The organism is Streptomyces prunicolor NBRC 13075 (assembly GCF_000367365.1).
GTDB lineage: Bacteria > Actinomycetota > Actinomycetes > Streptomycetales > Streptomycetaceae > Streptomyces > Streptomyces prunicolor.
This window is the reverse complement of sequence record NZ_BARF01000158.1, coordinates 15,597-29,420: the sequence shown is the minus strand read 5'-3', so window position 1 is coordinate 29,420 and position 13,824 is coordinate 15,597. Positions and strand designations below refer to the sequence as shown.

Annotated in this window: 7 protein-coding genes and 4 pseudogenes; 8 read left to right on the top strand and 3 right to left on the bottom strand. The window is 64.3% G+C overall.

Features of this window, described 5'->3' with window-relative positions; genetic code table 11:
- Positions 1–30: 30 nt before the first annotated feature.
- The gene (locus SPR02S_RS53500) at positions 31–585 is read right to left on the bottom strand and encodes a hypothetical protein (RefSeq protein WP_026151727.1); all 555 of its coding nucleotides are present in this window, start codon (positions 583–585) and stop codon (positions 31–33) included.
- 97 nt (positions 586–682) lie between these two features.
- Here SPR02S_RS53500 and SPR02S_RS58555 point away from each other — a divergent pair.
- From SPR02S_RS58555 to SPR02S_RS62065, 7 genes and pseudogenes are all read left to right on the top strand, one after another.
- Positions 683–1,454 (top strand): annotated as a pseudogene (locus SPR02S_RS58555) (transposase).
- Positions 1,455–1,834: 380 nt separating this feature from the next.
- On the top strand, positions 1,835–2,932 hold the full coding sequence (locus SPR02S_RS61530; protein ID WP_078623299.1) for a S8 family serine peptidase: 1,098 nt from the start codon (positions 1,835–1,837) through the stop codon (positions 2,930–2,932).
- Entirely contained in the window at positions 2,929–3,492 is a 564-nt protein-coding gene (locus SPR02S_RS63760) for a hypothetical protein (protein ID WP_158698030.1), read from the top strand. Before SPR02S_RS61530 ends, SPR02S_RS63760 begins: the two co-directional genes overlap by 4 nt.
- 18 nt (positions 3,493–3,510) lie before the next feature.
- On the top strand, positions 3,511–4,899 hold the full coding sequence (locus SPR02S_RS63755) for a hypothetical protein (protein WP_019065271.1): 1,389 nt from the start codon (positions 3,511–3,513) through the stop codon (positions 4,897–4,899).
- Positions 4,900–5,189: 290 nt separating this feature from the next.
- Positions 5,190–5,702, top strand: a complete 513-nt coding sequence (locus SPR02S_RS58550; protein ID WP_169389461.1) for a hypothetical protein — start codon at positions 5,190–5,192, stop codon at positions 5,700–5,702.
- Positions 5,703–5,822: 120 nt separating this feature from the next.
- A pseudogene (locus SPR02S_RS61525) lies at positions 5,823–6,616 on the top strand (IS5 family transposase); the annotation flags it as partial.
- A 275-nt stretch (positions 6,617–6,891) separates the two neighbouring features.
- Positions 6,892–7,073: pseudogene (locus SPR02S_RS62065) on the top strand (IS5/IS1182 family transposase); the annotation flags it as partial.
- Positions 7,074–7,089: 16 nt separating this feature from the next.
- Here the strand turns inward: SPR02S_RS62065 and SPR02S_RS58540 are convergent.
- Positions 7,090–7,260, bottom strand: a pseudogene (locus SPR02S_RS58540) (DNA-binding protein); the annotation flags it as partial.
- A gap of 1,202 nt (positions 7,261–8,462) precedes the next feature.
- Between SPR02S_RS58540 and SPR02S_RS53445 the strand changes: the two are divergent.
- Complete coding sequence (locus SPR02S_RS53445; RefSeq protein ID WP_245607791.1) at positions 8,463–9,170, top strand: DUF6461 domain-containing protein; 708 nt, start codon at positions 8,463–8,465, stop codon at positions 9,168–9,170.
- A gap of 142 nt (positions 9,171–9,312) precedes the next feature.
- Here the strand turns inward: SPR02S_RS53445 and SPR02S_RS53440 are convergent, their stop codons facing one another.
- On the bottom strand, positions 9,313–13,776 hold the full coding sequence (locus SPR02S_RS53440; RefSeq protein ID WP_063746339.1) for a golvesin C-terminal-like domain-containing protein: 4,464 nt from the start codon (positions 13,774–13,776) through the stop codon (positions 9,313–9,315).
- Between the last annotated feature and the right edge of the window lie 48 nt (positions 13,777–13,824).

Here is a 13,824-nt window from a genome sequence, read left to right as displayed (position 1 = left end):
AAGGTTGTCCCGCAAAAAATGGGGACGTGCTCAGCCGGTAGCTCGTGGAGTGTCCAGAGATCGGGCGAAGTCGGCGAGCGCGTGGAAGTCGTCCTCGCGCAGACCGATTCGCGGGTTGACGTGGTGCAGAAGCCCAGGCCCGCGGTGGTGGGCGGTCACGTATGCCTGGTCCAGATCGCTCTGTTCGTCGTCCACCCAGGCGAAGGGACGGCCGTTGGCGTAGTGCACCAGCGGACCGGTCTTCCAGTGGACCCCGTCGGGGCGTTCTTGAAACAAGGCGTCGCCGAAGTCGACGAAGGGGAGTTCGGGAAGGCCGAGCACAGGGGCGATCCACCGGTTGGCGTCGTCCATCCATGTGGTGGCCCAGCACAGCTCGTAGCCGAGCTGGAGCAGGGATCGCCCGTGCTCTGGGTTGAGCCAGACCCGCAAGGGTCGCCGCCGGGCCGAGAGTCCTCTGTGTTCGTCTGGAGTTCTGCTGTCCTGGGGCACTCTGAGTGTGGTGTAGCCGTCGGGGCGCTTCTCTGGCTTGGCCGCATAGGGGTTGAGTGGCCCGTCCACGTCGAGGAACAACAGTGGTCGGTTCACGATCTCCCCCAGTTTTGCTCAATGTCGGCTGCGCCGTGGAAGCGTAGCTTCTGCGATCGTCTCGGCATCGGGGCTGGTCTGATGTGATGATCCGGGCGTGATGGGTGTGATCACGGCATCGGAGCCGTCCTGGATAGCCCCGTTCTCCGGGCTGAGTCCGCGCTGTTTCGGCAAGTTGGTGACCATGCTGCGGCGCGACGGAGCAGACGCGGTCCGCCGGGGCCGGCCGTGGAGCCTGTCGCTGGAAGACCGGGTGCTGCTGGTCACGGCGTACTGGCGCACGAACTTGACGCTGCGCCAGCTTGCCCCGCTGTTCGGCGTCTCGAAGTCCGCAGCCGACCGCGTTGTCGGTCACCTCGGCCCTCTTCTCGCGCTCCGGCCCCGCAGACGCTTCCGTAAGGACACCGTGCTCATTGTGGACGGCACCTTGGTCCCCACCCGCGACCACTCGGTGGCCGAGCAGTCCAAGAATTACCGCTACTCCACCAACCACCCAGGTCGTCATCGACGCCGACAGTCGCCTGATCGTTGTGGTTGGCAGACCGCTTCCCGGCAACCGCAACGACTGCAAGGCATGGGAGTTGTCCGGAGCGAAGGCAGCCGTCGGCAACACCACGGTGATCGCTGACGGCGGCTACCGCGGCACTGGCCTGGTGATCCCGCACCGCCGTGAACCAGGCAGGGCCGAACTCTCAGCCTGGAAAGAGGAGCACAACCGCTCACACCGCAAGGTTCGTGCCCGCGTCGAGCACACCTTCGCCCGCATGAAGAGCTGGAAGATCCTCCGCGACTGCCGATTGAAGGGCGACGGCGTTCATCACACCATCCTTGGCATAGCCCGCCTGCACAACCTCGCGCTCGCCGGATAGACCGACCCAAGGTGGGCATCCTCGATGCTGACCACGCCAAGTCAATTGATCATTGCGGGACAACCTTTAGGACGGAAAGCCAGCATGGCTGCTTGGTGTCGTCGTGCCCGACACTGTGGTTCAGGACCATGGCATCTGCCGAGTCACTGGCTCCCCCGACACGTCCAGAAGTGACTGCGGACGGCACACCTCAATGAGCTCTCAACAGCACTCCGAAAGAGCAGCGGGACGTTGCCTGGAACAACCTGAATGGCAGGCGCGGGTCTGTTAGTTTCGGGTGGATTCGTTCGTCCTACAAGAGGTGCATCATCGAGGCCACAGTTCAGCACTCGGTCATCATCCGCATACCCGGGAAAGTGCCTGGTGCATATGCGAGTGCCATGGCTGACCGCCTGCCCATCGTCGAGGTGGACAACGTGACGCCTCGGCTCGGATCTCTGCTCCGCCGAGATCCGACAGTCATCGGATTCGGCGTGAATGCCGCTACGAAGCTAGTAGCCCCGGTTGCGGTAGCAACGACACCCTCAGGCCAAGGAGAGGGAGCTTGGGGCATCGAAGTCGTAGGGGCCCATGACTCCCTCTGGACCGGCAAAGGAATCACCGTCGGACTGCTCGATACGGGCATCGACACTGGTCACCCCTGGTTTGTTCGGACCGCACTCGAGGTCAAGGACTTCACTGGCGAGGGTCCTGGTGACGGCAATGGCCACGGGACTCACTGCGCTGGCGTCTTCTTCGGCCACCTCCTTGGCCACCGCGTCGGAATGGCACCGGGCATAGAAAATGCGCTGGTCGGCAAAGTCCTTGATTCCAAGGGAGCAGGTACGGCGGAAACGCTGTTCCAGGGCGTGTTGTGGGCTGCTGAAAGGGGAGTAGGGGTCCTTTCGCTGTCGCTGGGATTCGACTTTCCGGCCATCGTGCGAGACCTAGAAGCGACTGGTGTGTCGGCCCAGGCGGCTGCGTCGGCTGCGATCAGCGGCTACGTTCAATTACTCCGGGCCTTCGACCGACTGGCCGACATGCTAGCCCTGGGTATGCCCGGCCGGGCTCCGATGCTCATATTCGCCGCAAGTGGCAACGAGAGCGCGCGAGACGTCAACCCGCGTGACTCGGTAGGTGCCTCACCACTGGCGGCCGCCGAGAAAGTCATCGCTGTTGGCGCGGTCGGTCGAAGTATCGACGAGGTACTCCGCGTGGCTCCATTCTCGAACCACGGCGTTGACCTCTGCGCACCTGGCGTCGACATCATCGGCCCCAGGGCCGGCGGCGATACAGTCCAGATGAGCGGCACGAGCATGGCTGCCCCGTATGCAGCGGGAGCGGCCGCACTCTGGGCCGAATATCTCGGCTCTGAGCGCGCCAAAGTCTCGTTCGATGAGCTGAAATCACGCGTAGTTGGCTCCTGCAAAATCCTGCCAGGCGTGTCCACCGATCGTCTCGCTGATTCCGGAGCAGGATTGGTGAGAGTTCCCAAATGACCGATGCCGAGCCATTACAGCCGCGTCAAATCAGATTGGTTGTGAAATGGTTGACTGGGCGTTTAGACGTCGGCGTCATAAAGCGTCGGATCGTCCCCCGAGAGCCTGAGAACAGGACAATATACGTGGCCTACCTGCAACTTGACCGAGTATCGATGTTTAAAGGCGACGATGGGCTATGGAACGCATCTGGCTCTGGACCGACCGCGGACGGCATGAATTGGCTGGAGATCAAGTCCACCAGGCTGGATGACGGATACACCCAGATGGCGCGAATTTTATTTCCGGATCTCGCCGAGGTCAAGATGCATTGCGAAGTTCTCCATAAGTGCCCAGGCGACATCGAGATCCGACGGTGGATAAGCAATGCGGGTCCTGTAATGACGCGCAGCCGCCCACTTGACCACACTGACCCGCATTTCATGCCTGACGAATCTGGACAGCGCGAGCTGATCTGGAGTTTCACCGAGTGGCAGAAGCATTTCCGCATTATCTATAGTACTCGGCCGTACGGAACCGACGTGTACCATAGTGAGAGCTGGCCTAAGGGGGATTTCTAGTTGTCAGGCTTGCATGGAATGCTCTTCCCGGTACCAGGACTCACCATATTCCCGGGTGACTTCGCTGCAGTCCAGGTAGCTCGGGAGAAATTTCTCGAACTCGGCGATTCCCCAGTCACCGAGCCATTCCGAGCCAACATCGCCGAGTGCACCACGCTGAGCCCGCTCGACCCCCTTCTCGCGCGGGCGCACGAACGGTGCCACTACGGACAGATGATGAGCACATTCTTCGGCCTCACCATGTGGCAAGCGGAGACATGCGTGGTGGACCTCACCCTTTGGCAGTCATTCGACCGGGAGGCCCGCGACTGGGCGCCTCAAGGCCAGATCCGGGACGCGGTTAGCGTGGTCCGGCTGTTCTGCGAGGCGATGCGCGGGCAAGTCGATCTGACTATGGAAAAATTCCTGTTCGTGGCTAACCGGGCAAACGCGCATATCGCCGCGCACTGGGGACTCCCTGAGCGCACGTGGCGGTCCCGGCGACCACACCGAGACAGTTACCTGCCAAGCGACCGGCACACCGCCGACGAGGTCGTGGAGGCGGGCGCCCGGCTCGCCGAGCTAACCTACCTCGGTTCCGCGCCCGTGCCGCTGCCTCCCCACCTGCTTCAGGAATGGTTTGACAGCCGACTTCACGGTGAATATTCGCGCGTCTCTGAACTGCTGATCACCGCGGTCGCCGACGTTGGGACGGCGGCACTCCTTGTGGACGAGGCGCTTATGGGTCCCTCGTTTCTTGCGTCCGGTATAACTGACGATATCTTTGTCGAGGATGTGCTTCCCGGATGGCGCCTCCAGCCACTTATTCACCAAGCAAGGGCCAATTTTGTGCCCGCAGGAGAAGGAGCGGTGCACTACTGCGCGGACACCCTGCCGAAACAAGTGGGTTTGCCCGGGTCCCGCAAAGAAGTCAACCGTCTCGTAGCCAGCGAGGGCGACTTGTTAGGTGCAGCCACGCTGTCCGCCACCGACGACGAAGTGCTTGATTTCCTGGATAATCGCCGGTACCGGGCGTTTTCCCTCAACCGATACAGACTGGGCCTCGCTAGTAGGTCGACAAACCCGGCGCCCTACCTACCCGGTAGCCGAGAGCAGGCGGAAGAGCTCCTAAGCATAGGTGGATTCGACCCAGTATTGGAAATCTATCAAGACGCAGCCTTGTGGAACGACGTCGTGGCGACAAAGGACGAAGGGATAGTCATAAGTGCCTACGTGGAACTTGTGAGGACCAGCACAGTAAATGCAGTGCTTGACAATACCTTTGACCTGCGCGTACTTCGCGCCCCCGAAAAATCCCTTGCGAACATTCTCGGCGGCGACCTCTCTGTCCGGAGGGCCCTGGCTGCCACTGCCCTGGTGTCTGCCCTCGTGGGCGAGGACGACGCGACGATGTTGTTCGTCTTCTAATCCACCGCTGCCGTCGTTCGGCACCGTCGGGGGACGGCCTGGCCAACGCGATGACGGAGTCGTTCTGGCCCTCGATGCAGATCGACTGGCTCAACCGCTAGCGGTGGAAGACCCGAGTCGAACTGGCTGACGCGTTCCTTCGAGCTCGTAACACGATCTTGCGGTGGGACTGGACGCTTCAGTTGGCACTCAAGCAGCTCAAGTGGCACTTTGGGCGCTGGCCTCGCACGCGATGCTGGCCAGAAGACGCGGACACGGTTCTGTAACGGCCAGTTGAGGGGGCAGTGCAGGTGAGTGCGGGCGAGGAACGGGTGTGCTGGGAGTTGCTGCCCGAAGTCGGTTTGGGGCCCCTGCGGTTCGGGATGGGCCCGGTCGAGGTCGCCGGCGCGCTCCAGGTCTCTGGGCCGCACGAGCGGGTGGGCTCACCATATGGGCAGGAAGACTTCGCCGATGGGGTGAAGGTGTTCTACGACGCGGGCCGGCTGGCGTGCGTTGCACTGGATGCGGTCACGGGTCCGCAGGTCTTGCTTGAGGGTTTTGCACTGGCGGGCGGCGATCCCGAGCAGGTGCAGCAGTTCCTACTTGACTACGCCGCCGAGCACGGGAGCTGCCTGTTGTACACCCCCGACGGCTCCCTCTCACTGACCGATCTGGGGCTTCTTCTGCGTTCACAGAAGGTCGGGGACGTGTGGCTTTCGCGCCCGATTCTCGTGATGGAGCAGTGGTTGGAATCGGAGTACTACCGCGACCGACTACCGCTGGAAGGCCCCCCGACCACGGCTGAATCGCCCCGGTCGTCATAGGCGCGCGGGGTGCTGCCTTGAATGGGCTGGGCACTTGAGTCAGCGAGCGGCGCCAACCGAGCTGCCCAGTCGCAGTCGGTTGGGCGTGACCGGTGTGACGATTCGGCCGTTCAGGAGGGTGTGAGCACTCGGCCGTGGATCGTGGACGACGACTTGTGGGCGTTGATCGGTCCGCTACTGTCGCCCTGGCCGGAGAAGTCACCGGGCCGGCAACCGGTACCGGACTGGCTGTGTCTTCAAGGCATCCTGTACGTCCTCTACAACGACATAGCCTGGCAACTTCTGCCGCTGGAGCTGGGGTTCGGTTCCGGACAGACCTGCTGGCGGCGCCTCGATCGCTGGCAGCAGGCTGGTGTCTTCGATCAACTGCACCGCATTCTGCTCGCCGAGCTGAACGCGGCCGGCGAACTCGACTGGTCCAGGGCGTGCATGGACGGCTCCCACATCCGTGCGAAAGAAGGGGAGCCGACACCGGTCCGTCGCCGGTCGACCTGCGCAAGACGGGCTGCAAGCACCATTTGATCTGCGACGGACGCGGTACCCCGCTCAAGGTCATCACCACCGCTGCCAACGTCAACGACGTCACCCAGACCCTCGCCCTGATCGACGGCATCCCTCCCGTGGCCGGACAGCCCGGGCGCCCGCGCCGCCGCCCCGACTCGCTGCTCGGCGACAAAGGCGACGACTCCAACCCCAACCGCGAAGAGTTGCGCAAGCGGCGGATCCTGCCGGTGATTTCACGCAAGGGCGCCCCGAACATCAGGGGCCTGGGCAAGCTCCGTGACGTCGTGGAGCAGACCTTCGCCCTGCTCCACCAGTTCAAACGCCTCGCCGTCCGATGGGAACGTCGGACCGAACTCCACGCCGCCTTCGTCTCGTTGGCCTGCGGCCTCATCTGCTGGAGACGCCTCAAGGAAGCCGCTCATGATCGTGTTACGAGCTCTCACGTCCTCGCTACTTGGCAGGGATCTTCAGCACCTTCCCCACCTTAATCGCGTTCGGGTTTGCGAGATCGTTGAGCTTGACGATCTCTGTGTAGCAGGGGCGTCACCGAGCTCGGCCTTGGCGATGGAGGAGAGGGTGTCGCCCGCCTTCACTGCGTACGTGCTGGTCGAACCGGCAGGCGACCAGGAGCTGTTGTGCGCCAAGCGGTCGGCGATGCGGGTGCACAGCGCGGGCATCATGCTGGGGTGCGGGCGGCGGCAGGCCCCCGGCTTCGACCGTGACACCTACAAGCAGCGCAACACCGTCGAGCGTTGCATCAACCGTCTCAAGCGATGGCGAGGCATTGCCATCCGCTACGAGAAGACCGCCACCATCTACCTGGCCGGACTCCACATCACCGGCATCTTCCTCCGGTCCGCACGATGATCTAAACGAAACGGCGTAGGCGGGACAGCGTCCACTCCAGGGCCGGGCGGTTGGTCCGGGGGTGGATCACCTCGACCAGGGTGGCTGCGGACGTGATCACGCGCAGGTCGTCGGCGCGGGCCAGGGCGATCCATCCGGTGACGGACCGCTCGCGCAGCACGGCTTTGGCGAGCCCCTCGCAGTCCACGCTCCCCGCTCGTGCTCATGGAAGGGGAAACCCGACCATGAAACTACGTCGAATGACGGGTCGTCAGACCGCCTCTACGCGAGCCTCCTGGTGCGCGGACCCTCCCCAGCGCGGGGGAGCCTGCACTCCTTCATCAGGTTGCGGACTTCGACGAGAGGAACGGTATCGGCCTTCGGGGCGGAGACCGGGGTGCGGAGCCGGGCGGTCGTCAAGCTCGGTGCGTTGGCCAGGAGTTGATGGGTGTACGCGTACTGCGGGGCGGACAGGATTTCGCGGGTCGGGCCCGCCTCCACCTGCGTACTGGGTTCGCGAGCGTGGGGGCGTGAGTCGGCGAGAACGGGGGTGTCCGCGTATCGAGCGGCAGCGTGCAAAAGAAGATTTTGATGCCGACCAAGAGGACCCATTTGGCCTGGTGAGACGGGTTGGTGCTGGCCCGCTGCGCAAGTCGACTCCGCGAGCGCAGCAGTTTCGGGCCTCAACAGCCTGTCCAAGAACGAGGGAGTAACGGGTCTACCTGGAGGAGATGGCCTCGCGCTCATTCTCCCCAGATTCTCCCCACGGCCAATTTCGAGGTCGGGGTAGCCGACCAACACAGACAAACACCGAGGTCAGATATGCAATTCACGACTCGTCCCACTCTGAGTGGCACCTTCGGCATGGAGGCCCCGTGGGTGGGGCGCTGACCTGCGGATTCGGAGCCCATTGAGTCTCTGACCTGCGGGAACGTGTCTTTCGGCGTCTTTCACAGGGGTACCGGTTTGTGCCGCTCAAACTCCCCAGAGCCTCCCCGAGTGACGAGAAACTCCCCAGCCGCTCCCCAGAGGAGCGGCTGGGGAGGATCCGGCAGAGTGCCGCCTGCCTGCGATTATGGGCTACAGCGGATGTGCTGGAGCGGGTGGCCATGGTGAGTTTCCTGCTTCCGGCGGGTTCGGCGCGCAGGCTTACCGACGCCGTGTCTGCGGGCAGGTGCTGCGGCTCTGCCTGGCACGGTGAGCGGCGTCGGCCGGCGGGCAGGGCTTGAACGGGCCCCGACTGCGAACATGCGAGTCGGACGCCGGGCGGATTGCCGACGGCTGCAGACCGGCGGGTGAAAGCCTGCTTGGGTCGGACAGCGCACTCTCCGAGTCTGGGTTGCGCAGCGAGGTCCGCGACCCCCTTTTTTGTGCCGTAGCCCCGGAGGTGCGGGCCACGGGGAGCCGACGGTGCCGGACACCATCCCCGGGAGGGCTCGTGGTGCAGATGGCCGTCATGGTGACGAGGTCGTGCGGCAAGATGAGGACATGACGAATCGCGGTGTGCGCTGGCTGGTGGAGTCCGAGTGGCAGTACAGCGTTACCTTCGCCCGGGGGATCACGCCGGACGAGCTAGCTGTCAGGCTTGGCGCTTCACCGGGCGGCGCGAAACCGCTGGCGACCGCCTGGGAAGCCGTCGGGCTTCTTACCGATGCAGATATCGGCGTCGCACGGGTGGGGGAAGCGCAGGGATGGGCGTTCGCCGCCGAATATGGCGAGGCCCCCGGGACCAGGCACGACGTCCTCAAGAGCATTTCCCGCACAGGTGTCGAGGCGGTGAATCTCGATCCCCAGGCATTCCATCCGCCTCCCTTCTTCTCCTACGCCGCCGACAGCGAGTTGCTGTGCTCGTTCGGTCTTGGCGAGGAACGGAGGCGCTGGGGATCTCAGCCGGATCTTCTCCAGGAGGAGCTGGAAGCAGCGGGCATCATTCTTCCGACGGGCGACTACCTTCAGGTGAGCGGCGCGCGGCACAGCCTGCGGATCGCCATGTCGCTGGGCGTGATCGAGAAGCATTTCGGGATCTCATTGCCACGCGATCTGCTGGAGGATGGCAGGCTGCCGCTGGTGGTAGTCAGCGGAAGCCCTTCCCTCGACTCGCTGAGCGACAACGTGTGAATACATGAGTGAGGGGGTGGCGTCCGGACGGACGCCACCCCCTCACGTGTCACGAGCTGCCGGCCTGAATTTCCAACCTGGGCAGTTCTTGTCCACTGGCAGCGGAAAATCTGTCAGTGACGTTCCGGCCCGGAAACTCCGGCTAGGGGTTTGTGCGCTGGAAGGCGCATGTGGTGTCTGCCGATGTGCAGTGGTCGAACCCCGGTGTGGCCAGCCAGAACGGGTCATCTCCAAGCATCCGGTTGTACCAGACGAAGCCCCCGGTACGACCGAATGGCGCCAGGGCGCCGGTGTTCTGGGCCAACGGGATGCTGGCCCGGCCGCACTTCTCCGACCCTGTGGGCAGGGGGTAGTTGTCGTCGAAGTACAGCGTCCAGATGGTGTCGTTCAGTGGCGTGGCGTAGTACTGCGCGCACTGGTCGCCAGAGGTGACTCCATTGGCCGGCACGCCGGCGCTCTCGTTCGTTGTGGCGAAAGCGTACTCGTCGCAACTGGCGTCCGGCGTCTCGACGCGTCCCTGCCAATTGTCGGGACACACCACTGCCCGATTATCGCTTTGCCCGTCCGTCAGGTAATGCAACGGCGTGTTGTGCGTCCTGCTGCCGAAATGGTTGCTGTTCTTTTCTTTCATGAGCCAGTAATAGGCGCCGGCCGCCGGGTAGCGGTCAGTGTTCACGGTGTACGTCGGGGTGTAGGCGGGGAAGACGCATCCGGCGTTCGCGGCACCTTTGGTCATGTCATCGCAGCGGACGTCCAGATCCCCGATAGTGGTTCCGAGATCGGCCTCGTCCGATACTTCTGGGAGCGCGGAGATCCTCCCCGTGATACTCCACCCGAGGGTGATCCCTTCCTTGCCGGTGCCGTTCCACAGGGTCTGGAAGGAGGCCCTTCCGACGTGGCCGTCCTCCGGGCCGGCCCATGTCAGGGCTCCATCCGTCTGCTGCTGGGACTGCGTGCAGTCGGAACAGTCCGATGCGGCATTCCAGCGCAGTGTCACCGCCCCCAGGGTGGGGTCGATCTCGGTAGGTACGAGGGTAAGAGTCTGGTCGAATTCCCCGATGTTGTTGTAGAGCTTGATCTCCTGTTGCATCGCAAAGTGCGCGGTGCCGACCACTTTCTCATCCACTGTGAAGATCACATCGAGCGGGGACAAAGCCTTCAGGCAGGCGTCTGTGCGTGTGTACCAGTCATGGCCGGCGTTTTGGGTGTCGCACCAGGGGACGATCGAGTTGGCGTCGGCAGCGGTCAGGGCCTTTGTCATCTGCTTGCCAAGCTGGGATGTTCTCGGTTGTGCCTTGCCGAGGTTCACGCAGATCTTGCCGCCGCTCGTCCCTGAAGGGGAGCACGTCGTGTTGGCTGTGATGGCCGGCACGCTACTCAGGGCGGCTGCCGCTGACGTCAGCCCGGAGTTGCGGTGGGCTTCCTCGACGTCGCCTCCCCAACTGGGCATCGGCGCGCTGTCATCGGGGTTGGGGAAGGTGATGCTCGGCATCTGGCTGTAGTCGCCGGGCACGAACGCGACGGCGTCGTAGGCCACGTCCTTATCGGCTGCGCCGTCCGATGTCGAGTTGGTCAGCTGCACCTCCGGCGCCTGGCTCTTGAAGTTGTAGGCGCCCAGGGAGACCCAGCTGTTGTTGTGGGTGTTCTGGTTGATGGTCTTGGTGACCGCCCCGAAGGGTGTGATGACCTTGTAGGTGGCGTTGGAGACCTGCGCACCGGTGTCCGGGACGTGTACGAATACCTCGGCTTGCCTACCGGAGATCGCCGAGTTCAGTTTCCAGTCGCCGAGGATGGTCATGCGTCCGCCGTCGCCGCCGAGGTGGTCGGTGTCGCGTGCGTGGGTGAACCAGAAGTGGCCGTTGTAGCCGCCCCCGATCTGGTGCAGGTCGGCCTTGGCGTCGTATTGCCCGAGTCCTGGTCCGGTCGCGTTGGGGTCGGGGTAGAAGGTGAACTGGAACGAGCCGTTGGTCGTGGTGGTGCCGCAGTCGCTCCAGGTGTTGGTCCCTGCGGGGACGGACTCGACGACCTGCGCGCCCGAGGGGGCGCCGGAGCAGACGGGGGTGCCGTACTGCAGGCGGGTGCCGCGGCCGGGCTCATTGATCGCGGTCACGTACTTGATGTGCTCGATGCCGCAGCTGGCGGAGCAGTCGGACTTCCATGTGGTGTTGGATTCGTGCCACCAGTACTGCGTGTAGCAGCCCGCGTCGGGGCAGTCAGGCGGGTTGGCGGTGTCGCAGTTGTTCTTGGTGTTGCAGAACGCGTCGAGCGGTGGCGAGACGTGCGCCCGGCGGTATTTCCCGCTGGCCGGGTCAATGACGGATCCGGTGGTGCCGTTCCAGGAGGCAGGGTAGAAGCCGGCGGAGGAGAAGCCGGACTCGCCCGGCCAGTCCTGGCGGCCGGAGGTGGCGTAGGAGTGGCCGGTGTCCTGGGACCAGGCGGCCCAGCCCATCACCTTCTCTTCGTACGGCCAGTTCTGGGGGTGCGCGGCGTCCTTGTTGGCCAGCGGGTCGAGGTCGGTGTTCATGAAGGCCAGCCGGGACGCGGGGTAGACGGGGTTGGCGGGATTGTTGTACCAGCCAAGGCCCCAGTTGCCGTTGGTTGCCTCGTCCGCCTTCTTGTTGAAGCCGAGGTTGTAGTTCCACACGGCGGTGAACCAGTTCTCGGGCTTGGCCGAGTCGTCGTTGTTCACGGCGATCGTCTGGCCGGACTCGTGCACCTCGTTCCACTTGTCGGCGAGGATGTAGAGCGAGGCAGCGATGTTGGTGGTGTAGTCAATGGCGATCGCGCGCTGCGTGGTGACGTCGCGAGAGGTTTCGCCGTCCTTCTCGTGTCCGGCCAGGCGCATGCCGTCGGTGACCTGTCCGACGCCGTAGCCGCAGTCGGACTTGTCCCAGTGGATGGTCCAGAAGTCGTCGAGGGTGCCGCCGGTCTGGTGGCCGTAGAAGCCGTCGACGGCCGCGAGCGGGTTGCCCATCTGGCCGGGGATGGATCCGGATTCGGCCTGCCACAGGTTGGACTCCTGGGCGAGGACGCCCAGTTGGACCTGTGCGGGGATGCTTCCGCCACCGTTCAGAGGGGGTTTGGGGAACATGCCCTGCGGGTCGATCGTGGAGATCCCCGTCTGGGATCGCCAGCCGCCCTGCGTGAGGTAGTTGGAGCGCAGCTTTCCCTGGACGGCCATGTCCACGGCCCATTCGACCTGGTTCGGGGTCGGCTGGAGGGCCTGGGTGGCGACGTCGTTGCGGGGTACGGAGCACCAACGATCGGTGTCGACGGGGTCGTTGGCCCTGGAGTCGGCGGCCGTGGTCGCCATGCTCGGCGTCGATACCTGCTGCTTCTGGGAACCGGTCAACGCCGGCGAGGGCTTGCCGCCAGCGGTGGTGCCGGGCTCGGCGGCCTTCTGGCTTGTGTGCTTGCCCGTGCCCGGCACCGAGCCCGTGATGGTCAGAGCATGGCTGGCGTGCCCCGCCGTCGTCTGGGCCGTGGGTTCGTTGGTCGCGGTGCCGGTGAAGCCGCGGCCGGCGTTCGTGATGTTGTCGACGCCCGCCTGCACGGCAGGGGAGACGACCGGGTCGACGGCCAGGAGGCCACGGGTGGACAGGTCCGCGTCGGGCGAGACAGTCAACGCCTTGATGCCGCTGGCCGCAAAGCCCTTGCCGTGGCTGGCCTTTCCGGTGAGGTAGACGGTGCCGTCGGTGCCCTGGCGCAGGTTCATCGCGGTGAGTTTGCCGCTCGCGACGGTGGTTTTCCTGCCGTGCGCGTAGATCTGTACGTTGGCAGCGGTGTTGCCGGTGCGGTCGAGATAGCTGACCGTGCCGTCGTCGGCCACTCGGATGCCGTACGGGGCGTGTTTCGTGGCGGCGAGCTGGGTTGTCTGGCCCTTGCGGTCGATGTGGACGAGCCGGTTTCCGGCGGCGGCGATCACGCCGTCCTTGGTGGGGACGGCCGAGGTGATCTCACTCTGGGCGGTGGTGTCGGCGACCGTGGTGCCCTTGGTGTTCACCGTGACCAGGCGTGTTTTGGTGTCGCGCAGCGCGGTGAAGACGGCGGTGTGCGTGGTCGGGCTGCACGTGGGGTCGAAGTAGGCGAGGGACGCGGTGAACGGGAGCTTGGTGACGCTTCCGTCGTCCAGGTTCACGATCGCGGTGAACGCGCCGCCCATCATCAGGTCGGGCTTGTTGGTGAAGGTGCGGGGAGCGTAGACGACGGCCGCGTGCTGGTCGTCCATGACACAGCTGTTGCCGATCCAGGTGTCGGCCGGAAGCTGAGGCTCACTCAGGACGGCAGCTGTCCTCCAGGCGTAGCCGTCCTTGCTGTCCGCGACCAGGAGGTGCAGTCCGTCGCTGTCGGCTGCCGCCGTCACGGCCCGGTCGGCAGAGGTCTTCCAGCCTTTCCCGAGAACGGTGTCACGTTCCTTCAGCGGGACTGCCGACGCGGACTTCTTCTCAGATGTGGTGGCCTGCTTCTGCGCCGACTTCTTGGGCGGGTTCGGTATCGCTGCTTGTGCGGTGCTCGTGGTGAAGGTGGAAGCGATCAGCGCGGTTGCTGCGGTGATAACCAGTGCGGATGACTGTCTCCTCCTTCTTCCCCGTGTTGGATAGCGCATGAGGTGCTGGTATTCCTTCCAATAAGTGGCCAGCCCGCCAAGGCAGTT

Excerpts from the sequence above, each read along its gene's own strand:
- SPR02S_RS61530 (WP_078623299.1), top strand. The coding sequence starts at position 1,835 with ATGGCTGACCGCCTGCCCATCGTCGAGGTGGACAACGTGACGCCTCGG.
- SPR02S_RS63760 (WP_158698030.1), top strand. The coding sequence starts at position 2,929 with ATGACCGATGCCGAGCCATTACAGCCGCGTCAAATCAGATTGGTTGTG.
- SPR02S_RS63755 (WP_019065271.1), top strand. The coding sequence starts at position 3,511 with ATGCTCTTCCCGGTACCAGGACTCACCATATTCCCGGGTGACTTCGCT.
- SPR02S_RS53440 (WP_063746339.1), bottom strand. The coding sequence starts at position 13,776 with ATGCGCTATCCAACACGGGGAAGAAGGAGGAGACAGTCATCCGCACTG.